This window comes from Phenylobacterium sp., from assembly GCF_035569475.1.
Taxonomy (GTDB): domain Bacteria; phylum Pseudomonadota; class Alphaproteobacteria; order Caulobacterales; family Caulobacteraceae; genus Phenylobacterium.
The window spans coordinates 1-24,791 of sequence record NZ_DATMNA010000088.1 but is presented as its reverse complement, the minus strand read 5'-3'; the positions used below and the strand labels follow the sequence as shown (position 1 = coordinate 24,791).

The following is a 24,791-nucleotide window of genomic DNA, read 5'->3' as shown; positions in this document are numbered from 1 at the left end:
TGGTCACATGTTCGGATAGTTCGGGCCGTCGCCGCCCTGGGGCGTCGTCCAGTTGATGTTCTGCGACGGATCCTTGATGTCGCAGGTCTTGCAGTGGACGCAGTTCTGGAAATTGATCTGGAACTTCGGGTTCTCGCCCTTGTCGTCGTACAGCACCTCATAGACCCCCGCCGGGCAGTAGAGCCGCGCCGGCTCGCCATATTTCGGCAGGTTGATCGCGATCGGAACCGCCGGGTCGCTGAGCTTCAGGTGCGCCGGCTGGTTCTCGTCGTGGTTGGTGTTCGACAGGAAGACGCTGGAGAGCTTGTCGAAGGAGAAGACCCCGTCCGGCTTCGGATAGACGATGGGCTTGTAGTCCTTGGCCAGGCCTGTGGAGTCGGCGTCGCTCTTCTCGTGGTGCATGGTCCCGAAGATCGAGAAACCGCCCAGCAGGCTGGTGCACCACATGTCGATCATGCTGAGCACGCCGCCCAGGCCGGTGCCAAACTTCGACAGGATCGGCTTGGCGTTGCGGACGAGGTTCAGCTCCTTGCGCACCCAGGACCTCTGGTAGGCCTCCTCGTATTCCACGAGATCGTCGCGCTGGCGGCCCGCCTGTATGGCGGCGTAGGCCGCCTCGGCGGCCATCATCCCGCTCTTCATGGCGTTGTGGCTGCCCTTGATGCGCGGCACGTTCACGAAGCCTGCGCTGTCACCCAGCAGCACGCCACCGGGGAAATAGAGGCGCGGCACCGACTGCACGCCGCCCTCGGAGATGGCCCGCGCGCCATAGGAGATGCGCTTGCCGCCCTGGAGGTGCTTGGCGATGTCGGGGTGGGTCTTGTAGCGCTGGAATTCGTCGAACGGCGAAAGCCAGGGATTCTTGTAGTTCAGGTGCACCACATAGCCGACCGCGACGTAGTGGTCGCCGAAGTGGTAGAGGAAGCCGCCGCCGCCGGTCTTGTCGTCCAGCGGCCAACCCGCGGCGTGCTGCACCAGGCCCGGGCGGAAAACCTCGTCCGGCACCTGCCACAGCTCTTTCAGCCCGATGCCGTATTTCTCGGGATCGGCCCCTTCGCCCAGGCTGAACTTGGCGCGCAGCTGTTTGGAGAGCGAGCCGCGGACCCCCTCGCCGATGAAGACGTATTTGCCGTGCAGTTCGATGCCCGGCTGATAGTCGGGCCCGTGGCTGCCGTCCTTCTGGACGCCGAACACGCCGGCGACCACGCCCTTCAGCGCGCCCGTCTCATCGAACACCGCCTCGGAGGCGGCCATTCCTGGATAGATTTCGACGCCCAGGGTCTCGGCCTGCTGGGCCAGCCAGCGACAGACATTGCCCAGCGAGGCGATGTAGGTCCCGTGATTGTGGACCAGAGGCGGCATGGCGAAGGTCGGGAGCTGCAGCGAGCCCTGCGGCCCCAACAGCAGCCAACGGTCGTCGTTGACCGGCGTCTCCAGGGGCGCGCCCATCGCCTTCCAGTCCGGGAACAGCTCGTTGATTCCCTTGGGGTCGATCACCGCGCCGGACAGGATGTGCGCCCCGACCTCGGAGCCCTTTTCGAGCACCGCGACGGTGATCTCGCCGCCGGCCGCCGCCGCCAGTTGCTTCAGCCGGATCGCGGCCGACAGGCCCGACGGCCCCGCGCCCACGATGACGACGTCATATTCCATCGCCTCGCGTTCGACAGCTTCGCTCATGCCCCGGGTGCTCCGTTGATCCGCCGAGGGACTTATCGGAAGGTCACCTAGCGGCGGTCAAGCATGAACCGCCAAAGGGGGAAACGCCGATGCGTATGCCGGCCCTGCTCTTCGCGCTCGCGTCGACCGCTTCGACGGGGCGGACGGCGCGGTCCCGGCGGCCGGCGACCGCGCGGCGACCTTCTCCGCGGCCTGGCCGTCCGGCGCCTGGCCGCACGCCAACGACGCCGGCTACCGGGCGATGGGCAAGGCCGTCGACCTCACGTTCTTCCACTAGGCGGCGTCGCGGCCGGCGTAGGCCGCCTCCAGTTTGGCGACGTCGAGTTTGACCATCTGCATCATGGCGTTCATCGCCCGCTCGCGGCCGGCCGCGTCAGGGCCGCCGATGGTCTCGAAGAGCTGCTTCGGGACCACCTGCCAGGAGAGGCCGAAGCGGTCGCTGAGCCAACCGCATTGGTTCGCAAGGCCGCCTTCGAGCAGCTTGTCCCAGTAGTGGTCCACCTCCGCCTGGTCCTTGCAGTCGATGACGAACGAGAACGCGGGCGAAAGGCTGTAGACCGGCCCGCCGTTGAGCGCCGTGACCCGCTGGCCATCGATCTCGAAATCGACGGTCAGCACCCCACCCGCCGGCCCGGGCGCCGCGCCGGGGTTCCGGACCACGTTCAGGATCTTCGAATTGGGGAACACCGAGACGTAGAATTCCGCCGCCGCCTCGGCCTGGGTGTCGAACCACAGGAACGGGTGGATCTTGGGCATATGGTCCTCCTCGAGCATTCTTGCGTCCAAAGGACGTCGCGCAAGGCGCCGTTCCGACAGCGGCCGGCGCTTTTTCCAACCCAGGACCCGCAAACCGGGATAGTCCAGCCCCATGGACCGCCCGCCCGCGCTGCGCCGCCTGATCGACCTGCCGGGCGTCTCCGACCTGGAGTACCGCGCGATCCTGAGGCGCGACTTCGCCGAGCCGGAGGCCCGCGCCGAACATCCCGAGATCGACGAATGCTCGGTCAAGACCCTCGGCCTGACCGCCGACCAGGCGCAGGACTGGCCGCGCCCGGCCGGCTGGGACCGACCCGAGCGCCTGCCGATCCCGGCCCAGGTCGCGGCCTTCGAGGCCGAGGGGTGGGACGTCACGGACGACAAGCGCCGGCCGCTCCGCGTGCTGGGCCATTTCAACCAGCAGCTCTGGCTCGCCATCCGCGGCGTGGCGGGCTCCCTGCCCTTCCTGCCGGACGACGACCGGCCCGACCCCTGGGGCGCGTCGCTCGCGGCCGAGGCCAAACGCTTCCGCAAACGCTAGGACGCTCGAACCGCATGAAGCCGCCGCCCAAGCGCCTCTCCGACCTCAAGGGCGGTTCGCCGCCGACCGGCGTCTACGCCCCGCCGACGCCCAAGGTCTCGCGCCAGAAGAAGGCCAAGGTTCTGACCCCGGCGGAAAAGGCCGCCTTCCTGGCCTCGCGCCCCGACCTGAAGCCCTAGGCTTTCTCGAACACCACGATCAGGTTGTTGGCCGGCATGGCGATGCGCTCGCCGAACCTCAGGCCGTTCGCCGCCGCCAGCGCCTTGACGTCGGCCAGGTCGCGCAGGCCCCAGGCCGGATCGCGGCTCTTCAGGCTGGCGTCGAAGGCCAGGTTACTGGACGCCGTCTGGACCCCGGCCTCCAGATAGGGGCCGTAGAGGAACAGCCGGCCCCCCGGCGCCAGCACCTGCGCGGCGCCGGCCATCAGGCCCTGCGTCGCCGCCCAGGGCGAGATGTGGACCATGTTGATGCAGACCACCGCCTCGATCGGGCCGGCCGGCCAAGACACCGGGTCCGCGGCGTCCAGGCGGATCGGGGCCGCGAGGTTCGCCAGGCCTGCGGCCTCGCGCCAGGCTGCGATGCTGGCCAGGGCCTCGGCATCGCGATCGGTGGGCCGCCAGCTCACGCCCGGCAGGGCCGACGCCAGGAACACGGCGTGTTCCCCGGCCCCGCTCGCCACCTCAAGCACGCGGGCCCCCGCGGGCAACCGAGGCCGCAGAACCTCCAGGATCGGCTGGCGGTTGCGCGCCGTGGCGGGCGAGGTCCGCGCGCCGTCGGGGACGATGTCGTTCATGGCCGGCAGCCTAGACCGGAACGCCGGCCAGCGCTGCTAATCGCGCGATCACGGCTTCTGTATTGCCCCCGCCTTCGCAAAGCGGTCTTGTGCGGCCGCTTCAACGATGGCGGGGACACGACCATGGCCTACGACAACCCGGGCTCCGGCCTGCAACTGCGCTCGCTGATCAAAAGCGACGGGCAGTTGGAGCTCTCGCTGGCCAAGGTGGACGTTCCCGATCCCGCGCCGGACGAGGTGCTGGTTCGCGTCGAGGCCTCGCCGCTCAATCCGTCGGACCTCGGCCTGCTGCTGGGCGCGGCCGACCTCTCCACGGCCAGGGCCGGCGCCGGCCCGACGCTCACCGCCACCGTGCCGCAAGCGCTGATGCGCGCCATGGCGGGCCGGGTGGACCAATCCATGCCGGTCGGCAACGAAGGCGCGGGCGTGGTGGTGGCCGCCGGCTCCGACCCCGCCGCCCAGGCCCTGCTCGGCAGGACCGTGGCCGGCATCGGCGGGGCCATGTACGCCCAGTACCGTGCGCTGAAGGCCGCCGACGTCCTGCCCCTGCCCGCCGGCGCGACCGCGGCCGACGGCGCCTCCTGCTTCGTCAATCCGCTGACCGCGCTCGGTATGGTCGAGACCATGAAGCGCGAGGGACACACCGGGCTCGTCCATACCGCCGCCGCCTCCAACCTCGGCCAGATGCTGAACAAGATCTGCCTTAAGGACGGCGTGCCGCTGGTCAACATCGTGCGCAGCCGCGCCCAGGCCCACATCCTCACCGACATCGGCGCGACCCATGTGGTCGACTCGACCTCGCCCGACTTCCTGGCCGAACTCACCGACGCCCTGGCCGACACCGGCGCGACGCTCGCCTTCGACGCCATCGGCGGCGGCAAGCTCGCCGGCCAGATCCTTGGCTGCATGGAGACGGCGATCAACCGCAAGGCCACGGTCTACAGCCGCTACGGCTCGTCGACGCACAAGCAGGTCTACATCTACGGCGGCCTCGACACCGGCCCGACCGAGCTGGTCCGCAGCTTCGGCATGGCCTGGGGCATCGGCGGCTGGCTGCTCACCTATTTCCTGACGAAGACCCCGCCGGCCGAGGCCCAGAAGCTGCGCCAGCGGGTCGCCGACGAACTGAAGACCACCTTCGCCAGCCACTACACCGCTGAGATCGGCCTGGCCGAGGCCCTCGATCCCAAGGTGGTCGCCGCCTACAACCGGAAGACCACCGGCGAGAAATACCTGATCAATCCCAACAAGGGCCTCTAGCCGACCGCGGCGCCGCAAGGCTTGGACAAATCCACGCCGGGCCGCCAAGACTGGGGGTGTGAGCGCCGCGGCCGACCCCATCGCCGAATCCCTGCTGGCCTTCTGGGCGGACGCGGGCGTGGACGGCATGCTGCTGGACGAGCCGGTCGACCGCATCGCCGCCGGCCGGATCGCGCCGCCGCAGCCCGCGGCGCGGAAGGCCCCGGTCGCCGCGCCGGCGGCCTCGCCGGCTCGCCCAGCCCAGCCGGACGTCTCCGCCGCGGTCGCGCAGGCCGAGGCGCTGGCCGCAGGGGCCGACAGCCTGGAGGCGCTCGCGGCGGCCATCGCCGGCTTCGACGGGTGCCCGCTGAAGTTCGAGGGCGGCGCAACCCAGGCCGTGGTCTGGCGCGGCGATCCGGCCGCCCCGCTGATGGTCATCGGCGAAGGGCCGGGACAGGACGAGGACCGCCAGGGCCAGCCTTTCGTCGGCCGCGCCGGCCAGCTTCTCGACAAGATGCTCGCCGCCGCCGGCCTGACCGGGCGGGTGATGATCACCAACACCGTCTTCTGGCGGCCGCCCGGCAATCGCACGCCCACGCCCGCCGAGCAGGCGGTCTGCGCCCCCTTCGTCGAGCGCGCCATCGCCCTGGTGAAACCGAAGATGCTGCTGCTGGTCGGCGGGGCCTCGGCCAAGGCCATGTTGAAGAAGGACGAGGGGATCCTGTCCATGCGCGGGCGTTGGCACGAATGGCGTTCGGCGGACGGCGCGATCGAGCTACCGGCGCTCCCGACCCTGCATCCGGCCTTCCTGCTGCGCCAGCCGGCGGCCAAGAAACGCGCCTGGGTGGACCTTATGACGCTGACGGAAAGGCTTGATCGTCCGGACCGTCCCGAATAACCCTTAGCGCCGGGGACTTCGAGAAGAGGACTGCGCACCGCCCAGGCGACAACGGGCAAGCGCGGAAGAGACGGCATGACGCTGAAGAAGCGCCTGCGGGCCGGGGCTCTTAGCCTTGCCTGCTCCGCCTCCATCGCCGGCGCGGCCGCGGCTGAATCGCCGACGGCGCTGTCGAGCGACGACGCCCGCGCCTATGCGGCCGCCTTCGACGCGACCGAGCGCGGCGACTTCATCGACGCCCAGATGCAAAGCGCGGCGGTCAAGGATCGTTCCCTCGAGGGCTATCTGAGCTTCCACGAGCTGATGCACCCGACCGCCCATGTGGCGGCCTTCGACGAATTGAGCGCCTGGCTCGGCAAGTTCCGCGACCTGCCGGTGGCCGACCGCATCTTCGCCCTGGCGGCCAAGCGCAAGACCGATCCGACCGCCGATGCGGGCCCGCGGCCCATGGCCATGGGCGACGGGCGCCAGATCGCCAACCCGGTACTGTCCGACAAGGCGCGGCGCGGCCGGGAGGCCTTCTACGCCGGCGACCTGAAGCGCGCGCTGACCCTGGCCACGGCCTCGGGCGACCGCTGGATCGCCGGGCTCTCGGCCTACCGGCTGAAGGACTACGACAAGGCCCGCGCCAGCTTCGCCGACCTCGCCCGCGACGGCGAATGCGACGCCTGGCTGCAATCGGCCGCCGCCTTCTGGGCCGCCCGCTCGGCCCAGGCGCAGAACGACGCCAGCGGCGCGGCCCAGCATCTGCGCGTCGCCGCACGCTACGGCGAGACCTTCTACGGCATGCTGGCCGCCCGTCAGCTCAAGCTCGCCGACCAGGCCAGCGTCGCCTCGACCGACGACCCGCTGGCCCGGCTGCTGCTGGCCGCCTACACGGTCCCGGCCTCCGCCCAGTCCAGCGTCGATCTCGCCCGCTTCGTGGCCACCGACCCGCGCGCCCACCGCGCGGCGGCCCTGGCGCAGATCGGCCGCGGCTCGGATGCGATCCAGGAGCTGCGCGCCGGCATGGCCCTGGCGCGCACCGGCGCCGACCAGGAACGCTGGAAGGCCCTGACGCTGGCCATGGGAACCTCGCTCGCCGACCGGCCCAGCCCGCCGCGCAGCGCCGACCTCGACTATCCGGCGCCCGAGCTCCAGCCGATCTCCGGCTTCACCCTGGACAAGGCCCTGGTCTACGCCCTGGTGCGCCAGGAAAGCCGCTTCAACGCTCAGGCGATCTCCCCGGTCGGCGCGACCGGCCTGATGCAGGTCATGCCCGCCTCCGCCGCCATCGCCGCCGGCGACGACAAGCTGAAGCGCGATCCGACGCCGCTGCTGGATCCGGCCTTCAACCTGCGGGTCGGGCAGGACTATTTTAGCTGGCTCCTGGACAAGGGCGTCGGCCACGACCTGATCCGCGCGGTGGCCGCCTACAACGCGGGCCCCACGCCGGTGACCCGCACCGCCCAGATGCTCGGCCCCGAGGCCGACGGCCTGCTGCTGATGGAATGCCTGCCCGCCCAGGAGACGCGGACCTATGTGCAGCGGGTCCTGGCCGGCTACTGGACCTATCGCAAGATGTGGGGCCAGGCCTCGCCCAGCCTGGACGCCCTGGCCTCCGGCCAGCGGGCGATCGACGAACGGGCCGACCTAAGCCAGCCGGACCGCGCCCCGACCCAACTGGCCGCGCAGTCGCTTCAGGTCGGGATGCGCTAGGGCCAGGGCGGCGTTCCGGCCGATCAGCACGCCGTAGGGCTTCTCGCCGAAGAAACCGCCCTCGCCCATCAGCAAGGCGTCGCCGCCCCCGCCGCGCAGGTGCTTGGCCAACAGCGCCAGCCAGCCGGGCTTCAGCCGGATCTTGGCCGGCGCCACCAGCAGCCGGTCCGACCGCGCCGCCCGCAGCGCCGACGCCAGGTCGTCCGCCAGCTCCGCCCCGGTTTCCTCGCGCAGCACCGCCAGCAGCTCGGGCGGCTCGCCGCCGGCGATCAGCACCTCGCGCACCAGACCCTCCACGGCGGCCGAGGTCAGGGCGGCCAGCAGCGCCGGCAACCGGTCTCCGGCGTCGGCCGTCTCGACGATCACGCTCAGCATGGCGCCACAAGCCCTGCGTTGGCGGCGAAGGTCAACCGTCGACAGATGGCGTCGGATGTCCGACGCTGGCCGCAAAATAAGAGACCCGGGGGAAATCGATGGATCGCCGCACTCTGCTCGCCGCCGCGCCGCTACTGGCCTTGCCCGGGCTCGCCTTCGCCCAGGAGCCGGCCGCGCCGGCGGCGCCCGCGCCGCGGCCCATCCCGCCGCCGCCCACCTTTCCGCCACCGACTCTTGCCATGACCACGGTGGCCGGCGGCCTGCATTTCCCCGAGGCGCCGGTCGTGATGCAGGACGGCTCGGTCCTGTTCGTGCAGATCGAGGCCAAACAGGTCAGCCGGCTGAAGCCCGATGGGACCGTCACCCTGGTCGCACAACTCGACGGCGGCCCCAACGGCCTGGCGATCGGCCCGGACAAGGCGCTCTACGTCGCCAACGACGGCGGCCGGTTCAGCTTCAACAGGCGCGGCGCCTTCAACTATCCGGGCCCGGTCCCGCCCGACCATACCGGCGGCTCGATCCAGCGCATCGACGTGAAGACCGGCAAGGCCGTCACCCTCTACGATAGCTGCGACGGCAAGCGGCTGGTGGCCCCGGACGACCTGGTCTTCGACCGCCACGGCGGCATGTGGATCAGCGACTACGGCAAGGTGAGGGGCGACGCCGGGATCTACTACGCCCGCGCCGACGGCCGGGGCATCCGGCAGGCCAAGGGTGGCATGAACGCGCCCAACGGCATCGGCCTGTCGCCGGACGGCAAGCAGCTCCACGTGAGCGAGGGCCGCCAACTCTGGACCTTCGACATCAAGGGCCCGGGCGAATTGGGGCCCAGCACCTCCTATCCCAACGCCGCCCACGCCAACCTGCGCGAGCGCTCCGTGGCCGACAGCCTGAAGGTGCTGGCCGATGGCAAGGTCTGCGTCTGCACCCTGATCGCGGGCGGGATCAGCATTTTTGACAGGGCGGGCGGGACCGAGTTCATCCAGTTTGACGACCCGATGACCACCAACCTGGCCTTTGGCGGCGGCGACATGCGCGACACCTGGGTCACCTCCTCGGGCCTCAGCCGGATCGTCGAAGTGCGCTGGCCCTACCCCGGTTTGAAGCCGGCCTATTCCGCATGATTGTTCTTGTTTTGTTCCATCCAGAGGCCTAGCGTCGATGGGTGAGCACCTTCACCCAGCAGATCACCGCCGTCCGCGGCCGCGGCGCCCGCACCAACGCCAGCGGCCGCTATGAGACCGAGGCCCGCGAGGCCTTCGACGACGGCTGGACGCCGGACGATGCCGAGCCCGAGCAACTGACGACCACCGTCTCGCCCGAGAAGGCGAAGGTGATCATCACCCGCAACGACAGCCCGGACATCGGCTTCTCCGCCTCGATCAATCCCTACCGAGGCTGCGAGCACGGCTGCATCTACTGCTATGCGCGGCCGGCCCACGCCTACATGGGGCTGTCGCCCGGCCTCGACTTCGAATCCAAGCTGTTCTTCAAGCCGGAGGCCGCGCGCCTGCTGGAGCGGGAGCTGTCTCGGCCGACCTATGTCCCCGAGACGATCCACATCGGTGGCAACACCGATCCCTATCAGCCCCAGGAGCGGCGGCTGCGGGTCACACGGCAGATCATCGAGGTCCTTTCCCGCTTCAACCACCCGTTCTCGGTCATTTCCAAGTCCGGCCTGATCCTGCGCGACCTGGACCTGCTGGCCCCCATGGCGGAAAGGAACCTGGTGCGGGTGGCGATCTCCATCACCACCCTGGACCGCAAGCTGGCGCGCTCCATGGAGCCGCGCGCCGCCACCCCGGAAAAGCGACTGGACGCCGTGCGGCGCCTGAGCGAGGCGGGCGTGCCCACGGTGGTGATGTTCGCGCCCTCGATCCCCGGCCTCAACGACCACGAGATGGAGGCGGTGCTGGAACGCGCCGCCGCCGCCGGCGCGCGCGGCGCAGGCTATGTGGCCCTGCGGCTGCCGATGGAGATCGCCGACCTCTTCCAGGAATGGCTGGCCACCGACCACCCCGACCGCGCCAGCCGGGTGATGTCCCTGGTGCGCCAGATGCGCGGCGGCAAGACCTACGACAGCCAGTGGGGCCAGCGGATGAAGGGCCAGGGCCCGCTCGCCGACCTGATGTCCCGGCGCTTCGCCGTGGCGAAGCAGCGCCTGGGCATCTCCGGAAAGCTTCCGCCGTTGGACCTGGGCCTGTTCCGGGTTCCGCCCAAGGCGGGGGACCAGATCGACCTGTTCGGATAGCCAAAGAGAGCGAGGATGAGTGAGCCCAAAACCGCCCCCATTCATGGGGGAGGGGGACCGCGAAGCGGTGGAGGGGGCGCTGCCACGCCATGAGAGTCGCCAGCAACGCCGTGAAACGAGCGCGCCAGCTTCGCAGGCGCATGTCGCTGCCGGAAGTGATGCTCTGGAAGGCTTTGCGGGGACGGGAACACGGCAAGCCGGTCTTCCGGCGTCAGTATCCGACGGGCCCCTACGTCTTGGACTTCTTCTGCGCCAAGGCGCGGCTGTGCGTTGAGATTGACGGCGGCTCGCACGGTTTCGGCGACCGGCCGCGAGCGGATGCACGGCGAGATGGTTATCTGCGGTCGTGCGCTGCTCGGCGTCCGCGGTGATCGAGGACACGCACGGCGTGGCCATGGGCCTTCTTCAACTCGCCTGCGACCGCAGCGCCCCCTCCACCACTTCGTGGTCCCTCTCCCCCGTTGACACGGGGGAGGTTTCAAGACGCCGCATCGATTGACGCGCCGGGTGCGGCTACGCGGCCTTGGCGAGTTCGTCGCGGGCGGCGGCGGCGATCTCGAAGGAGCGGACGCGGGCCGCATGGTCGAAGATCTGGGCGGTGACCATGATCTCGTCGGGCCGGTGCTTGGCGACGAAGGCTTCGAGCCCGCGGCGAACGGTCTGTGGATCGCCTACCACGGCGGTGGCGAGCGCGCCCTGCATGTCGGGCGTCAGGCCGGCGGCGGCGAAGCGCGCCTCGATGTCGTCCGCCGGCGGCGGTAGGGGGCTGGGCCGCCCGGTCCGCAGGTTCAGGAAGGCCTGCTGCAGGGAGGTGAACAGCCGCCTGGCCTCGGCGTCCGTCTCGGCGGCCACCACGTTCAACCCGAGCATGACGTAGGGCTTGTCGAGGTGCGCCGAGGGCGTGAACCGCTGGCGATAGATGTCCATCGCCTGTTCCATCTGCGCCGGGGCGAAGTGGGAGGCGAAAGCGAAAGGCAGCCCGAGCGCGGCGGCCAGGGAGGCGCCGAAGAGGCTGGACCCCAGGATCCAGACCGGGACCTTCGCGCCCGCGCCGGGCACCGCCCGGACCGCCTGGTTGGGCGCCGCGTCTTCGAAATAGCCCATCAGCTCGACCACATCCTGCGGGAAACGGTCGACGTCGCCGGCCAAGGTGCGCCGCAAGGCGTGGGCGGTGAGCTGATCGGACCCCGGCGCGCGGCCGAGCCCCAGGTCGATCCGGCCCGGGAACAGGGCTTCGAGGGTGCCGAACTGCTCGGCGATCACCAGCGGCGCGTGGTTGGGCAGCATGATCCCGCCGGCGCCCACCCGGATCGTCTGGGTTCCGGCCGCCACATGGCCGATGACCACCGAGGTCGCCGCGCTGGCGATCCCGGGCATGTTGTGGTGCTCGGCCAGCCAGTAGCGGCGATAGCCCAGCCGCTCGGCGTTGCGCGCCAGGTCGAGGCTGTTGACGAGGGATTGGGCGACGTCGCCGCCTTGCAGGATCGGCGACAGGTCGAGAACGGACAGAGGAACCATGCGGCCCATATGGGGACCCTTCATCGGGAGAACACTCCCACAAGCTCTATGTGCGGCGACCAGAGGAACTGATCCACCGGCAGGACGCGGTCCAGGGTGAAGCCGGCGTCGATCAGGGTCCTCGCATCGCGGGCGAAGGTGGCCGGGTTGCAGGAGACGGCGATCACCCGCGCCAGGCCGGAGCGCGCCAGCTCGGCGACCTGTTCGGCGGCCCCGGCGCGGGGTGGGTCGAAGACCGCCAGGTCGGTCTTCCTCAGCTCCTCGGCCAGGACCGGGCGGCGGACCAGGTCGCGGGCCTCGGCGGTGACGCCCTTCAGCCCCGGTGCGGTGGCCAGGGCGGCGCTGAGCGCGCGGATGGCGTCCGGCGCGGAGTCGGCGGCGTGGACGGGGGCGATCGCGGCCAGGCGGAAGGTGAAGGTGCCGACCCCGCAATAGAGATCGGCGATGCGCGCGGCGCCCGCCGCCTGCCCGGCCACGAAGTCGGCCATGGCCGCCTCAGCCTGGGCGGTGGCCTGCAGGAAGGCGCCGGGCGGCAGGGCGACTGTGGCGGGGCCCAGCCGCACCTGCGGGCTACGCGCCTGGTAGGCCACTTCGCCGTCGAGGGTCACGCGGGCGAAGTCGGCCTCGGCCGCGCGGTCGGCCAGTTGCACCCGGGCGTCGGCGGACAGCCCACCCGACTTGCGCTCCACGCCGGAGATGTCGATGTCCAGCCCGCTGGCGGTCGCCGTGACGTGCAGGGTGGGCGCCGACTTCGGGTGTTCGAACAGCGGCGCGGCCAGGCGCTTCAGCGCCGGGATCGCCGCAGCAATGGCGGGGTCGCTGATCGGGCAGATCGCGATGTCCACCAGGTCCCACGATTTGCGCGCCTTGTAGCCCAGCCGCGCGGCCTCGCGGCTCCCACGCCGCGCGTGCAGCGCTACCCGCCGGCGCGTGCCGGGCTGGGCGGCGAAGGGCGGCAGGACCTCCGTGTCGATCTGCTGGCGGGCCAGGGTTCCGGCGAGGCGCTCCACCTTCCAGGCCAGGTACGGCGCGTGGTCCCAGTGCTGCAGGGCGCAGCCGCCGCAGGTCCCGAAGTGCGGACACACCGGCGCGGTCCGCTCGGGGCTGGCCTCCAGCACCTCGACCAACTCCCGCCGCTCGCCGCTTCCCGTCGCCAGCACCCGCTCGCCCGGCAGGGTGAAGGGCACGAAGGCCGGCCCCGCGGCCATGCCGTCGCCCTCCCCGCCGAGGCCCTCGATGGTCAGTTCGACCGGCGGCCCGGCGGAGCGCACGGGGCGGCCTTGGGGGCGATGGCGGCGCGGGGGCTGTCTCATGGTCGGAACAAGGGCCTCGCGCGATGGCGATAAGCAAGATGAACGAAGATGAACGGCCCGCTCAAAATCCGTTCAGCTTAGCTGGGCAAGAAGGGTCCTCGAAGCCGCCCAAAAGGCCGCTGCAAAGATTCGAGAGAGGGGATACCCATGACCAAGTCTTCGACCTTCGCCAAGGGCTGCGTCGCCGCAACGGTCGGCCTCGTGGCCCTGGGCGCGGCGGCCGCGGCCTCCGCCCAGCCGGCGCCCGGGTACAACTACGATCCCTGCCGCCGCGACGCCAACAACCGCGGCGTCACCGGCGCCCTGCTCGGCGGGGCCGGCGGCGCGGTGCTGGGCTCCCAGTTCGCGGCCAGCGGCCACCGCCGCGACGGCTCGCTGCTCGGCGGCGTGGTCGGCGCGATCGCCGGCGCGGCGGTCGGCCACAGCACCGCCGCCTGCACCGACGGCCCTCCGCCGCCGCCCGTCGCCGAATATGCCCCGCCGCCTCCGCCGCCCCCGGTTTATGAGGCCGCGCCGCCGCCACCGCCGCCGGCCTACGGGGCCTACTACGAGGCCCCGCCGCCGGTCGAGTACGCGCCGCGCGAGGCGGTCTGGGTCTATGGCCGCCACGGCGTGCGCTACCGGGTTGTCGAGGAGCGTGTCGGCCCCGACGGCTGCACCGTCGCCGAGAGCCCGATCTACTTCCCCGACGGCCGCGTCGACCGCCGCTTCGTCCACGTCTGCCCGGACTACCGCGGCCGCTATCACGTCGTCGACTAGAGTTATCTGCCGCCAGCCGTGGCTGGGCTACTCCAGGGCCGTCCGCATTGCCGCGGGCGGCCCTTTTTCGGCCTTGCGCGCCCAGAGCAGGTATTCGCGGTTCCCGTCGCCGCCCTCGACCGGGCTGTCGGCCGTCTCGCGGACCGTCCAGCCCGAGGCGTCCAGGAAGCCCGCGACCGCGGCCAGGGCTTCGGCGCGCGCCGCCTCGTCCTTCACCAGCCCGCCCTTGCCGACGCGCTCCGGTCCCACCTCGAACTGCGGCTTGACCAGGGCCACCAGGTCCGCCCCGCCCGCCGCCAGCGCCAGGGCCGCCGGCAGGGCCTTGGCGAGGCCGATGAAGCTCACGTCGCAGACCACAAGCTGTGGCGGCTCCGTGATCTCCGCGACGGTCAGGGCGCGCGCGTCGACGCCCTCCAGCCGGACCACCCGCGGATCGTCGGCGAGGCTGGGGTGCAGCTGGCCGCGACCCACGTCCACCGCGTAGACCCGTCGCGCCCCGGCCGCCAGGCAGACCTCGGTGAAGCCGCCGGTCGACGCGCCGACGTCCAGCACCACGCGCCCCTCGACCGCGACCGGCCACAGCCCGAGCGCATGCTCCAGCTTCAGCGCCCCGCGCCCGACCCACGGGTGGGCCGGCGTCGCGTGCAGCACCGCCGCGTCGCTCAGCAGCTCGGAGGGCTTCAGCACCGGTCGCCCGTCGGCCAAGACCCCGCCGGCCTCGATGGCGGCGCGAGCCTTGGCGCGGCTCTCGAACAGGCCGCGCGCGACCAGCAGAAGGTCGGCGCGGGTCTTCACGGGCGCCCCTAGGCCTGGGCCTTCTCGTCCTCGAACAGCTTCTTCAGCTCGTTCTTGAGGATCTTGCCGTTGGCGTTGCGCGGCAGCACTTCATGCCAGAACTTGATGACCACCGGCACCTTGAAGGCCGCGATCCGCTCGGCCACATGGGCGCGCAGCTCGTCCTCGGTGGCCTGCATCCCGGGCTTCAGGGTGACCACCGCCCCGGGTTCCTCGCCCAGCGTCCGGTGCGGGATGCCGACCACCGCCGCGTCCATCACCGCCGGGTGGTCATAGAGGGCGTTCTCGACCTCGACGCAGTAGATGTTCTCGCCGCCGCGGATCAGCATGTCCTTGGCCCGGTCGATGATGTAGCAGAAGCCCTCCTCGTCGAGCTTGGCCAGGTCGCCGGTGCGCACCCAGCCGTCGACGAAGGTCTGGGCGCTGGCCTCGGGCTTGTTCCAGTAGCCCTTCACCACCATCGGCCCCTTGGCCCACAGCTCGCCCACCTGGCTGGCCGGCAGGACGGTGACGCCGTCGGCTGCGTCGCGGATCTCCAGTTCGCAGACCGCTGCGGCCGGGCCGCAGCTATCGGGGCGGTTGATATAGTCCTCCGAGGCGTTGGAGGTGACCGTGGCGCAGGTCTCGGTCATGCCCCAGCCCTGGCCGGGCTGCGACTTGGGGAAGGTCTCGCGCAGGCGCCGCACCAGCTCCGGCGCCGAGGGTGCGCCGCCATAGGCCACCGACTCCAGGGACGACAGGTCGTAGTTGGCGCGCGCCGGGTGCTCGATGAGCTGCCAGGCGATGGTCGGCACGCCGCCGGCCTGTTGAATCTTCTCGCGCTCGATCAGCTCGAAGGCGCGGATCACGTCCCACTTGTGCATCATCACCAGCTTGGCGCCGGCGAACAGGCTCGGGTTCAGGACCGCCATGCAGCCCGTGACGTGGAAGAACGGCACCGAGATCAGCGACGAGCGCTGCGGGCCCGTCGGGTCCGGCGCCGGCGGCGCCTCGCCGCGGCGCAGGAAGGCGCGCGCGCCGGCGGCGGCGGCGGTGAAGATGTTGGAATTGACGCCGCGCTGGGTGGCCAGCGCCCCCTTCGGCCTGCCGGTCGTGCCGGAGGTGTAGAAGATGGTGGCGTCGTCGTCCGGGCCGACCTCAGCCGGCGGCAGCGGCCCGTCGGCCAGCTCGCCATAGACCCCGGGCGCGCCGATCACGTCCTCCAGCTTGGTGACCAGCGGATGGGCGATCTCCTCGCGGGCGCGGCAGACGTAGACCCGCGCCAGGTCGGGGCAGTTGGGCAGGTGCTCCGTCAGGCGCTCGTAGCGTTCGGCGTCCATCAGGGCGACCTTGGTCCCGGAATCGGTCAGGCCGTATTCGAGTTCCGGCCCGGTCCACCAGGCGTTCAACGGCGTCACCACCGCGCCCAGCGCCGCGGCGGCGTAGAAGGCCACCACCCACTCGGGGATGTTGCGCATGATCACGGCGACCCGGTCGCCCTTGACCACGCCCTGGCCCGCCAGCTCGGCCGCGAGCGCGGCGACCGCGCGGTGGAAGGCCTCGAAGCTGACCCGCTCGTCCTCGTAGACCAGGAAGATCCGTTCCCCGTGGGCGCGGGAGGCCTCCACCACGGAGCGCAGCGAGGGCGGCAGGTTCTTCCAGACCTTGGTCTTCACGCCGCGGATGTCGATCTCCGCCACCTCGGTGACGGCGCCGGGCTGGCCGATCAGGACGTGCGCCTGCTGGATCGACATGGCGGGCCAACCGGGCGGCAGGGTGGGATCGGACATCTGGTGGTTTCCCTAAGCTGGCGGGGCGTCTTGGGCGGCCCTCGCGTGTCCCAGGTGAACAACCATAACCCAGCCGGCGAGGCAAACGTCGACCGGCGTTCGTGATCTGCCCTTCCCGCAGCGAGAGAAAGGAACCGCTACTTCGCTCCGAACACGGCCAATACGTCGTTCCGGAACGCCGCCTGGCTGGCGGGGCGCGAGTAGAACATGTGGCCGCCCGGATAGAGCGCCAGCCGCACCCGCCCCGGATCGCCGGCGATCGGCATCTGGTCGATCACCAGCCTGGAGACGAAATAGGGGCAGCTCAGGTCGTCGTAGCCGTGGGCGATCAGCACCTTCATCTTGGCGTCCGCCGCGATGGCCTGGCGCAGGTCGGTGGTGGCCTCGGTGAGCTCGACGCCCGGCTCCCAGTCGCTGCCGACCTCGTAGCTGAGCGCGTTGAAGCGCCCGTCGACCTTCCAGCCGACGATGCGGGTGTCGAAGTCGACCATGGCGCTGGTGGTCGGCGCGATGATGGCGTCGAGGATCGGGTCGTTGCGGCGGCCGTTGGGCGCCCAGGGGAAGGGATCGTCCTGGGTCACGTTGCTATCGTAGACGCTGCCGATCTTGCCCTGGTCGCGGTAGAGCTCGCGCAGGAAGGCGCCGATCTCGATGCGCCCGCCGGAGCGTTTCACGAACGTCGGGTCGAGGCCGGTGTAGGCGGTGACCCTGGAGACCAGCCGGTCCACCGCCGCCGGATCGCGCCGGCCCTTCATCAGGTCGGAGGCGAACTCGCCGCGCGCGTAGTCCTCGACCTCCCGCATCAGGCCCGGCGACAAGGACTTGCCCTGCCGCTCATAGTTGGCGGCGGCCATGGACGGCAGGGTCGTCACCCAGGTCATGGGCGAGAAGTTGGGCGCCTGGTCCATGGGCGGCTCGAGATAGGGCGAGACCATCACCATGCCGCTGATCCCGACGCCCAGGCGGGTCTGCAGGAAGTAGGTGATGCGCGGCACGCGGTAGCCGCCGTAGCTCTCGCCGGTGATGTACTTCGGCGAGGCCATCCGGCCGTTCTTGAGCAGCCAGTCGTAGACGATGCGCGACAGGTACTCGATGTCCGGCTTGATCGAGTAGAAGCGCTTCTTGCTCTCGTCCTTGTCGACCAGGGACCGCGAGAAGCCGGTGCCCACGGGGTCGATGAACACCATGTCGGTGACGTCGAGCCAGGTGCCGGGATTGTCCACCAGCACGGCGGGGTCGGAGGGACTGTCGCCCTGGGCGCCGAACTGCACGCGCTTGGGCCCGATGGCGCCCAGGTTGAGGTAGACCGAGGCCGCGCCCGGGCCACCGTTGAAGGCGAAGGTGACCGGCCGGCTGGGATCCTTCGGCCCGTCCAGGGTGTAGGCGGTGAAGACCACCTCGGCGATCTTCTTGCCCTTCTCGTCACGGACCGGCAGCGAGCCCACCGTGGCGGTGTAGTTGAGCGTCTTGCCGGCGACGTGAGTCACCTGCTTGACCGAGGCGTCGGCCGGGAACGGCGGCAGTTCGATCTTGTCCTTGTCGCCATCCTTCTTGGCCGCGTCGGCCTTGGCGGGCGCGTCGTCGGCCCAAGCGCTAGCGGCGCTTGAGAACCCGAACGAAAAGGCTGCGGCGGCCGCGGCCACGATCATCAGCTTGCGCATGCAGAAATCCCCTACCGACCGCGCCAAGATGGCCAAGATCGGCGCCTCTGCAAGCTAAACCCGGCGGGGTTATGGCGGGGACGCGTCCGCCTCGGCCTCAAGGTCGCGGATCCGCTGGCGGTAGATGCTTTCGACCGCCTGCCTGGACTCCAGGGCGGCGTCCTCGCGCATGTTGAGCCAGTCGACCTGGTCACGCCGGAGCCGGCCTTCCGGGGCGCCGGCGGCCAGGGCCTCGGCATAGGCCCGGGCCATCCGCCGCTCAGCCGCCATCAGCCCGGGGTCATGACAGACGGCGTCCTGGGCGGGCGAAACGACATTGGCGCAGTCGAGCGCGCCTGGCACGTGGGGGATGACCGGGCGACCCAAGGCAGGCTGGATGATCGGCGGCGGCGCCGCGGGCGCAGGCCGCGCGACCACGGGCGGGGGGTCCGCCACGAAGGCTCTCGGGCTCTGGGCGGCGACAGGCGACGGCAAGGGCCGCGGCGGCGCGGGGTCGCCCAGTTCAGCGCGTGGCGCGATCGGCAGCGCGTTGACCGGGGTGGCTTGCGCACTCGGAAACGAAGGGTCGGCGGCGACCGGCCGTGGGGCCTGCGCGGGCGCCTCCTGCCGAAGCTGGATGGCCAGTTGCGTCGCGCCCGCCGCCGGAGGGGGTGCGTCATGCCGCGTCCAGATGGCGGACAGCTCGGGCCAGCGCACCGCGGCGCCCACCGCCAGCGCGGCGAAAAGCACGCCGCCGGACAGGAGCAGGGCCGGGCCCACCCGGCGCGTAGCCGGCGCCGGCTCCTTGGCGATGGCGGCCGGCGCCTCAGCCTCGAACGGGTCGTACCAGTCCGGCTCGGCATAGTCCGCCGCATCGAACTCGTCGGCAAAGCGCGGCGCGTCGTCGGCGTAGGTCCGAAACCCGGGGCGCGACCGCGACAGGCCGCGCTCGTCGAATTCTTCCACGGTCATGACCGCCACTCACCAATGTCCCTCGACCTTCGAAACCATGCCGTCGGATTTGGTTGCGATCGTGGCTCGGAATTGCGGGCGCCGGGTCTCCGGTCACGCGTCGCGGGCGAGGCTCGGGGATTTCCCGGTGCGTGGTGTCGGATCGTGGAAGCTTGACGCGTCTTGCTGGTAGGGCCGCCATCGCCGTGGCCTCGCACAGCGAGCCGTCGGCGCGATTACCAGGAGACAATCGCATGATCACCATTTCCGCTTTCCGCTGGGTTCCGCCGTTCGCCCAGGGCCAGGTGCGCGACCTGCGCGCACGCTGGGCGCTGGAGGAAGCCGGCGTCCCCTACCGCACGCGCCTCCTGGAGCCGGGCGACCAGGACAAGCCCGAGTACCGCGCGCTGCAGCCCTTCGGCCAGGTGCCGATCCTGGAGGAGGACGGCCAAGCCATCTTCGAGAGCGGCGCGATCGTGCTGCACATCGGCGAACGCAGCGAGACGCTCCTGCCCAAGGACCCCGCCGCCAAGGCGCGCGCCGTCCAGTGGCTCATCGCCGCGCTCAACTCCGTCGAGCCGCATGTGATGAACGTCGCCGTGCTGATGTTCTACGAAGGCCAGGAATGGGCGAAGCTGCGCCGCCAGAGCGCCACGGACTTCGCCCTGCACCGGCTGGGGTCGCTCGCCAAGGCGCTCGGCGACAAGCCCTATCTGGATGGCGACCGCTTCACCGCCGGCGACCTGATGATGGCCACGGTGCTGCGCATCGAGCCCGAACTGATCGTCGACGAGCGCCTGAAGGCCTATGTCGAGCGCTGCACGGCGCGACCGGCGTTCCAGCGGGCGCTCGCCGCCCAGATGGGCGATTTCCGCGACGCGGCCTGAGCGGCTGAGGCTCGCTTACTACGCTCAGGGGGTGAGACGAACCCTATGGCAAAGCGCTAACGCAGAAACGCTGCCACGCGCAGAGCTAGAAAATCGTCGCGAAGGGGATGCTCCAACACAGCAGCCATCGCCGCGTTAGTTCTAGCATGCGCGTGGAACCGTTGGAGCGCATGGCCGTAGATTCTATCCGCGTCTCTGTCAAAGCGCGCAGCGCTATTGGCCGACGAAACGATGCCGTTGATGCTGCCTTGAAGCTTCTTCGCAGCGATTGGATCGGGCTCAACGTCATGCAGAATCTCACTCAGGACTTCCTGCCACTTGCGGGTAGGGTCCGACGCCCTCGGCATCGAGATCGAGCCGAACCGCCACCACCTGTAGGCCCCAAGTGACCAGCGATCAGTGGCGTAAGGATAAGGATCTTCGATCGCAGGTGTGCCGCTTCTAACGGTGTCGGAAATCGTACCCTGAGACCTACTCGACTCAACAAAAACCCCAGCTTCGACACGAGCAAATACATACCCCGGGGAGAGAAACTGCATTAGCTTCAATATCCCGGCTGCCCGGGATACGCGCGCCGTCGAACATATCTGATCGAGAGCCTGGGGTGGACTTGCCGAGCTGTGAGTGATTGATGCGACCCAATCAGCAGGCATGAGAAGCTCGGAAGCAAACCTATTCGCCTCTGCTTCCCACAGGACGTATTCGTAATCGGCCTCGTAACCGCCGATATCGATCTCGTCGACGACCGTTCCGACGTGCCACGGAATAAGTAGATGTCCCAACTCGTGGGCGAGTGTGAAACGTAGACGCAGCGCGCTACGTCGCGAATTGACTATGACCTTAGGTATTCGCTTGGGAACTTTTAGGTTTATGCAGAATCCATCGAAATCAAAGGGGATATCAATTATGTGAAGCTCGGCGTATTCTCTCACCAATGCCTCGACGTCGATTGGCGGAGATAGGCCTCGAAGCGCTATGAGCCGCCTTGCGAGGGCGACCTCGGGTCGCTGCTCAATCAATATAGCCGCGCTGTCGAAGCCAGCGTCCCAGGCGTGCAGTTTGTGCTGCATCCGCGGACCTCGCGGCGATACGGAGTTCGGCGTAATTGTCGTTGACCATCTCAGGCAATGGTTCGCCGAGATGTCGAGCGCGAACGATATGAGAGAGCATATCCGGCTCAACTAGCCAAAGCGCGTACTCGTCATCTGTCATGCCAAGATAGGCGGCTAACGTAGTGTCGGGTCGTTCCCGATGCCACGCGCTAACAAAGTCATCGATCTCTTCTAGAAGCACCTCGCCCAGCGTTGCCAACCGTAGAAACGGCGCTTCGTGTCGTTCAGACATCTATCGTCCTCCCCGGCACAGCATTCTTCACCGGATCACCAGTTACCGGATCAAGCGCACCGAGATGCTCTCCTCGCCCATTGTACACTTCGACCTCTCCATGGAGGCTGTCCCATTCGTACAATCGCCTACCGCCATGGCTACGCCATCGCCGTCGCCCATATGGCGCACCCAGGGATTCCAACTCGTCGAGGATCGACGGGGTCGGTATAGATTTGGGCACACCTCGATCCTAACTTGACGTCAGAAAGTGCCTCACAAGGCGCGATTCGCGCAAACGGTCGTCAGACCACCGCGGTGAGGCGGCTGAGCGCCGCCTCCAGCTTGGCCTTCGCGGCTTCCGCGTCGGCCAGGCGTTCGCGGTTCTCCTCGACCACCTCCTCCGGCGCGCGGGCGACGAAGTCGGCGTTGGCCAGCTTCTTGGCGGTGCGGTCGATGTCGGCCGTGAGCGCGCCGACCTCCTTGCCCAGGCGGGCGCGCTCGGCGGCCACGTCGATGAACTCCGCGACCGGCAGGGCCAGCGTCGCACCTTCCACCACGTAGGGGATCGCGCCCACGGGCGGCGCATCGACGATCTGCACGTCGGCCACCCGCAACATCTGCCGGATCAGCGGGGCGGCGTCCTGCAGCACGCTTCGCTGCGCCGACGTGGCGTCGACCACCAGCAGCGGCGGACGCGCAGAGTTGGGCACGTTCAGCTCGGCGCGGACCGAGCGGCCCTCGGCGATGGTCTCGACGATCAGGCCGATGACGGCGTCGGCGGCCGGGTCGATCAGGCTGTCCGGAAGCTGCGGCCAGGGCGCGGTCATCAGGAAGCCCTTGTGGTCGCGGGGCGCGCCGAGGGTTTGCGTCTGCGCCCATAGCTCCTCGGTCAGAAACGGCATGACCGGGTGCAGCAGCTTCAGGATCACGTCCAGCACCCAGGCGGCGGTCGCGCGGGTCTCGTCGCGGGCGGCCTCGTCGGCGGATGGCTCGTCGGGCTTGCCCAACACCGGCTTGGCCAGCTCCACGTACCAGTCGCAGTACTGGCGCCAGACGAAGCGGTAGAGGCCGTCGGCGGCGGCGTCGAAGCCGCAGGTGTCGAGCGCTGCGGTCACCGCCTTGGCCGTCCGCGTGGTCTCGCCGACGATCCAGCGGTTCAGAGGGAGCGTGACCTTCGCGGGATCGAAGCCTTCGGCGCGGGCGGCGCCGTTCATCTGGGTAAAGCGCGTGGCGTTCCAGAGCTTGGTGCCGAAGTTGCGGTAGCCTTCGATCCGCTCGCGGGAGAGCTTGATGTCCCTCGCCTGCCCCGACATCGCGGTGAGCGTGAAGCGCAGCGCGTCGGCGCCATAGTCGTCGACCAGCTCCAGGGGATCCATGACGTTCCCCTTGGACTTGCTCATCTTCTTGCCTTCGGCGTCGCGGACCAGGGCGTTGATGAAGATGCGCTTGAAGGGGACCTCGTCCATGAAGTGCAGGCCCTGCATCATCATCCGGGCGACCCAGAAGAAGATGATGTCGAAGCCGGTGATCAGGGTGTGGGTCGGGTAGAACCGGGCGAGGTCCTCGGTCTTCTCCGGCCAGCCCAGGGTCGAGAACGGCCACAACGCCGAGGAGAACCAGGTGTCGAGCACGTCCTCGTCCTGGCGCAGCGGCTCTTCGCGTCCGTAGTGCTCCAGCGCCTGCGCCTTGGCCTCGGCCTCGGTCTCGGCGACGAAGATCTTCCCACCTGGGCCGAACCAGGCCGGGATGCGGTGGCCCCACCAGAGCTGACGCGAGATGCACCAGGGCTGGATGTTCCGCATCCACTCGAAGTAGGTCTTCTCCCAGGCCTTGGGGACGAAGACGGTGTCGCCCTGCTCGATGGCCCTGATCGCGGGCTTCGCCAGCACCTCGGCGTTCACGTACCACTGGTCGGTCAGATAGGGCTCGACGACCACGCCGGAGCGGTCGCCGTGCGGCACCATGTGGCGGGTCTTTTCGACCCCGCGCAGCAGGCCCAGCGCCTCAAACGCCTCGACCACCTTCTTGCGCGCCGCGAAGCGGTCGAGGCCGCGGTACTCGGCGGGCGCGTTGTCGCTGATCCTCGCGAAGTCGTCGAAAATGTTGATCATCGGCAGGTTGTTGCGCTTGCCGACCATGAAGTCGTTGAAGTCGTGCGCCGGGGTGATCTTCACCGCGCCGGAGCCCTTTTCCGGATCGGCGTAGTCGTCGGCGATGATCGGCACGGGGCGGTTCACAATCGGCAGGCGCACGGCGCGGCCGATCAGGGCCCTGTAGCGTTCGTCGCCCGGGTGCACGGCGACGGCGGTGTCGCCCAGCATGGTCTCCGGCCGCGTGGTGGCGACCACGATCTCCCCGGAGCCGTCCTCCAGCGGATAGGCGAAGTGCCAGTAGTGGCCGTCGACCTCGCGCTGCTCGACCTCCAGGTCGGAGATGGCGGTCTGGAAGTGCGGGTCCCAGTTCACCAGCCGCTTGTCGCGGTAGATGAGCTTTTCCTTGTAAAGGGCCACAAAGACCTTGCGGACCGCCGCCGACAGGCCCTCGTCCAGGGTGAACCGCTCGCGGCTCCAGTCGCAGCTCGCGCCCAGGCGCTTGAGTTGGTTGGTGATCGTCCCGCCGGACTTGGCTTTCCACTCCCAGACCTTGGCGACGAACTCTTCGCGGCCCAGGTCCCGGCGGCTCTGATTGCCGGCCTCGGCGAGCTGGCGCTCCACCACCATCTGGGTGGCGATGCCGGCGTGGTCGGTGCCGGGCAGCCAGAGCGCGGCCTTGCCCCGCATCCGTTCGAAGCGGATCAGCACGTCCTGCAGGGTGTTGTTGAGCGCGTGCCCGATATGCAGCGAGCCGGTGACGTTGGGCGGCGGGATGACGATGGAGAACGGCTCGGCGGCCGGATCATCGGTCGGCGCGAAGTCGCCCGAGGCCTCCCAGGCGGCATAGAGGCGCGGCTCGGCGGATTTGGGGTCGAAGGTCTTTTCAAGCATCTCGGAATTCTGGCTGGCGGGTTCAATTATAGGTCCGCTCATCCCCGCGAAAGCGGGGACCCAGGCTTTTTCCGTTTCAGCGATCGGACTGGCGCCGGCGGCGAGCTAAGGACTCAGCTAACACAAAAACACCCGGGTCCCCGCTTTCGCGGGAATGAGCGGCGTTTTGCTAGCGTGCTCGCCCGCGGGCGATGCGCTCGACTTCCGCTTCGACGGACTGCTGGACGATGGCCGGCAGGTTGTCGTCGAGCCATTGCTGGAGGAGCGGACGCAGCAGTTCGCGGACCACGTCCTCCAGGGTGCGGTCGCTGCGAGGCATGCCGATGGCCGCCGAAAGCTGGCCGAAGGCCGAGGCGGCGGCGCTGGCGGCGTGATCGCTGACCAGGTTCTCGACGGCGGGCGCCGCGGCGACGGGCTCGGCGGCGGGCGCGGTGAACACGTCGAGATCGCCGTGGGTCTCCACCTTCTCGGTCAATTCCAGGGCCTCCTCCTCCTCCTCGACCGGCGGTTGCGGCTCGGGCTCCGCGGCGGCGACAGGTTCCGGCTCGGGTGCGGCGGGTTCAGGCAGGGGCTCGGGCTCCGGCTGGGCGGCGGCCACAGGCGCCTCGGCTTCCGGAACGG

The 24,791-nt window shown here is 69.6% G+C and carries 25 protein-coding genes; 10 read left to right on the top strand and 15 right to left on the bottom strand.

Going from position 1 to position 24,791, the window contains the following annotated elements; genetic code table 11:
- Positions 1-3 precede the first annotated feature (3 nt).
- Together VNW53_RS13615 and VNW53_RS13610 are read right to left on the bottom strand one after the other, a co-directional pair.
- The gene (locus tag VNW53_RS13615) at positions 4-1,677 is read right to left on the bottom strand and encodes an electron transfer flavoprotein-ubiquinone oxidoreductase (protein WP_325556227.1); all 1,674 of its coding nucleotides are present in this window, start codon (positions 1,675-1,677) and stop codon (positions 4-6) included.
- A 273-nt stretch (positions 1,678-1,950) separates the two neighbouring features.
- Positions 1,951-2,433: a VOC family protein gene (locus VNW53_RS13610; RefSeq protein ID WP_325556225.1), complete on the bottom strand. Its 483-nt coding sequence runs from the start codon at positions 2,431-2,433 to the stop codon at positions 1,951-1,953.
- Between the two features lie 112 nt (positions 2,434-2,545).
- On the opposite strand from VNW53_RS13610, the gene VNW53_RS13605 reads away from it, so the two are divergent.
- Together VNW53_RS13605 and VNW53_RS13600 are read left to right on the top strand one after the other, a co-directional pair.
- Entirely contained in the window at positions 2,546-2,974 is a 429-nt protein-coding gene (locus tag VNW53_RS13605) for a hypothetical protein (protein ID WP_325556224.1), read from the top strand.
- A gap of 14 nt (positions 2,975-2,988) precedes the next feature.
- On the top strand, positions 2,989-3,153 hold the full coding sequence (locus VNW53_RS13600) for a hypothetical protein (protein WP_325556223.1): 165 nt from the start codon (positions 2,989-2,991) through the stop codon (positions 3,151-3,153).
- Here VNW53_RS13600 and VNW53_RS13595 read toward each other — a convergent pair.
- On the bottom strand, positions 3,150-3,767 hold the full coding sequence (locus VNW53_RS13595) for a DUF938 domain-containing protein (protein ID WP_325556222.1): 618 nt from the start codon (positions 3,765-3,767) through the stop codon (positions 3,150-3,152). The genes VNW53_RS13600 and VNW53_RS13595 overlap by 4 nt on opposite strands.
- A 123-nt stretch (positions 3,768-3,890) precedes the next feature.
- Between VNW53_RS13595 and VNW53_RS13590 the strand changes: the two genes are divergently transcribed.
- From VNW53_RS13590 to VNW53_RS13580, 3 genes are all read left to right on the top strand, one after another.
- Positions 3,891-5,027: a zinc-binding dehydrogenase gene (locus VNW53_RS13590; protein WP_325556221.1), complete on the top strand. Its 1,137-nt coding sequence runs from the start codon at positions 3,891-3,893 to the stop codon at positions 5,025-5,027.
- A 58-nt stretch (positions 5,028-5,085) separates the two neighbouring features.
- The gene (locus VNW53_RS13585) at positions 5,086-5,904 is read left to right on the top strand and encodes a uracil-DNA glycosylase (protein ID WP_325556220.1); all 819 of its coding nucleotides are present in this window, start codon (positions 5,086-5,088) and stop codon (positions 5,902-5,904) included.
- 75 nt (positions 5,905-5,979) lie between these two features.
- Positions 5,980-7,602, top strand: a complete 1,623-nt coding sequence (locus VNW53_RS13580; RefSeq protein WP_325556218.1) for a lytic transglycosylase domain-containing protein — start codon at positions 5,980-5,982, stop codon at positions 7,600-7,602.
- Here VNW53_RS13580 and VNW53_RS13575 read toward each other — a convergent pair.
- Positions 7,537-7,977 carry a cell wall biosynthesis glycosyltransferase gene (locus VNW53_RS13575; protein ID WP_325556216.1) on the bottom strand — a complete coding sequence of 147 codons (441 nt, stop codon included), beginning with the start codon at positions 7,975-7,977 and terminating at the stop codon, positions 7,537-7,539. The genes VNW53_RS13580 and VNW53_RS13575 overlap by 66 nt on opposite strands.
- A gap of 98 nt (positions 7,978-8,075) precedes the next feature.
- Here VNW53_RS13575 and VNW53_RS13570 point away from each other — a divergent pair, with 98 nt between their 5' ends.
- The 3 genes from VNW53_RS13570 to VNW53_RS13560 all read left to right on the top strand — a co-directional run bounded on the left by VNW53_RS13570 (position 8,076) and on the right by VNW53_RS13560 (position 10,599).
- On the top strand, positions 8,076-9,101 hold the full coding sequence (locus VNW53_RS13570; RefSeq protein ID WP_325556214.1) for an SMP-30/gluconolactonase/LRE family protein: 1,026 nt from the start codon (positions 8,076-8,078) through the stop codon (positions 9,099-9,101).
- Positions 9,102-9,142: 41 nt separating this feature from the next.
- Complete coding sequence (locus VNW53_RS13565; RefSeq protein WP_325556212.1) at positions 9,143-10,228, top strand: PA0069 family radical SAM protein; 1,086 nt, start codon at positions 9,143-9,145, stop codon at positions 10,226-10,228.
- Between the two features lie 89 nt (positions 10,229-10,317).
- A complete protein-coding gene (locus tag VNW53_RS13560; RefSeq protein WP_325556211.1) occupies positions 10,318-10,599 on the top strand; it encodes an endonuclease domain-containing protein in 282 nt (93 codons plus the stop codon).
- A gap of 142 nt (positions 10,600-10,741) precedes the next feature.
- On the opposite strand, the gene VNW53_RS13555 is transcribed toward VNW53_RS13560, so the two are convergent.
- A complete protein-coding gene (locus VNW53_RS13555; protein ID WP_325556209.1) occupies positions 10,742-11,770 on the bottom strand; it encodes an LLM class flavin-dependent oxidoreductase in 1,029 nt (342 codons plus the stop codon).
- On the bottom strand, positions 11,767-12,954 hold the full coding sequence (locus VNW53_RS13550) for an RNA methyltransferase (RefSeq protein ID WP_325556243.1): 1,188 nt from the start codon (positions 12,952-12,954) through the stop codon (positions 11,767-11,769). Before VNW53_RS13550 ends, VNW53_RS13555 begins: the two co-directional genes overlap by 4 nt.
- A gap of 252 nt (positions 12,955-13,206) precedes the next feature.
- Between VNW53_RS13550 and VNW53_RS13545 the strand changes: the two genes are divergently transcribed.
- The gene (locus VNW53_RS13545; protein ID WP_325556207.1) at positions 13,207-13,818 is read left to right on the top strand and encodes a glycine zipper 2TM domain-containing protein; all 612 of its coding nucleotides are present in this window, start codon (positions 13,207-13,209) and stop codon (positions 13,816-13,818) included.
- A 27-nt stretch (positions 13,819-13,845) separates the two neighbouring features.
- Here VNW53_RS13545 and VNW53_RS13540 read toward each other — a convergent pair whose 3' ends face one another.
- The 4 genes from VNW53_RS13540 to VNW53_RS13525 all read right to left on the bottom strand — a co-directional run bounded on the left by VNW53_RS13540 (position 13,846) and on the right by VNW53_RS13525 (position 18,994).
- The gene (locus VNW53_RS13540) at positions 13,846-14,613 is read right to left on the bottom strand and encodes a TlyA family RNA methyltransferase (protein ID WP_325556206.1); all 768 of its coding nucleotides are present in this window, start codon (positions 14,611-14,613) and stop codon (positions 13,846-13,848) included.
- Positions 14,614-14,621: 8 nt separating this feature from the next.
- Entirely contained in the window at positions 14,622-16,382 is a 1,761-nt protein-coding gene (locus VNW53_RS13535) for a class I adenylate-forming enzyme family protein (RefSeq protein ID WP_325556205.1), read from the bottom strand.
- A 137-nt stretch (positions 16,383-16,519) separates the two neighbouring features.
- Positions 16,520-18,043, bottom strand: coding sequence for a S10 family peptidase (locus tag VNW53_RS13530; protein ID WP_325556204.1), 1,524 nt, complete (start codon positions 18,041-18,043; stop codon positions 16,520-16,522).
- Between the two features lie 69 nt (positions 18,044-18,112).
- Positions 18,113-18,994, bottom strand: a complete 882-nt coding sequence (locus VNW53_RS13525) for a hypothetical protein (RefSeq protein WP_325556203.1) — start codon at positions 18,992-18,994, stop codon at positions 18,113-18,115.
- Between the two features lie 233 nt (positions 18,995-19,227).
- Between VNW53_RS13525 and VNW53_RS13520 the strand changes: the two genes are divergently transcribed.
- On the top strand, positions 19,228-19,860 hold the full coding sequence (locus VNW53_RS13520) for a glutathione S-transferase family protein (RefSeq protein ID WP_325556201.1): 633 nt from the start codon (positions 19,228-19,230) through the stop codon (positions 19,858-19,860).
- Positions 19,861-19,916: 56 nt separating this feature from the next.
- Here VNW53_RS13520 and VNW53_RS13515 read toward each other — a convergent pair whose 3' ends face one another.
- The 5 genes from VNW53_RS13515 to VNW53_RS13495 form a co-directional block, all read right to left on the bottom strand.
- Positions 19,917-20,930: an ImmA/IrrE family metallo-endopeptidase gene (locus tag VNW53_RS13515; RefSeq protein ID WP_325556200.1), complete on the bottom strand. Its 1,014-nt coding sequence runs from the start codon at positions 20,928-20,930 to the stop codon at positions 19,917-19,919.
- Positions 20,872-21,204, bottom strand: a complete 333-nt coding sequence (locus VNW53_RS13510; protein WP_325556199.1) for a hypothetical protein — start codon at positions 21,202-21,204, stop codon at positions 20,872-20,874. Before VNW53_RS13510 ends, VNW53_RS13515 begins: the two co-directional genes overlap by 59 nt.
- Positions 21,197-21,427, bottom strand: a complete 231-nt coding sequence (locus VNW53_RS19900) for a colicin E3/pyocin S6 family cytotoxin (RefSeq protein ID WP_325556198.1) — start codon at positions 21,425-21,427, stop codon at positions 21,197-21,199. The genes VNW53_RS13510 and VNW53_RS19900 overlap by 8 nt, the downstream gene beginning before the upstream one ends.
- A 61-nt stretch (positions 21,428-21,488) precedes the next feature.
- Complete coding sequence (locus tag VNW53_RS13500; protein WP_325556197.1) at positions 21,489-24,170, bottom strand: valine--tRNA ligase; 2,682 nt, start codon at positions 24,168-24,170, stop codon at positions 21,489-21,491.
- A 169-nt stretch (positions 24,171-24,339) separates the two neighbouring features.
- Positions 24,340-24,791, bottom strand: a 452-nt coding sequence (locus tag VNW53_RS13495) for a DUF2497 domain-containing protein (RefSeq protein WP_325556195.1), incomplete at its 5' end; no start/stop codon positions are given.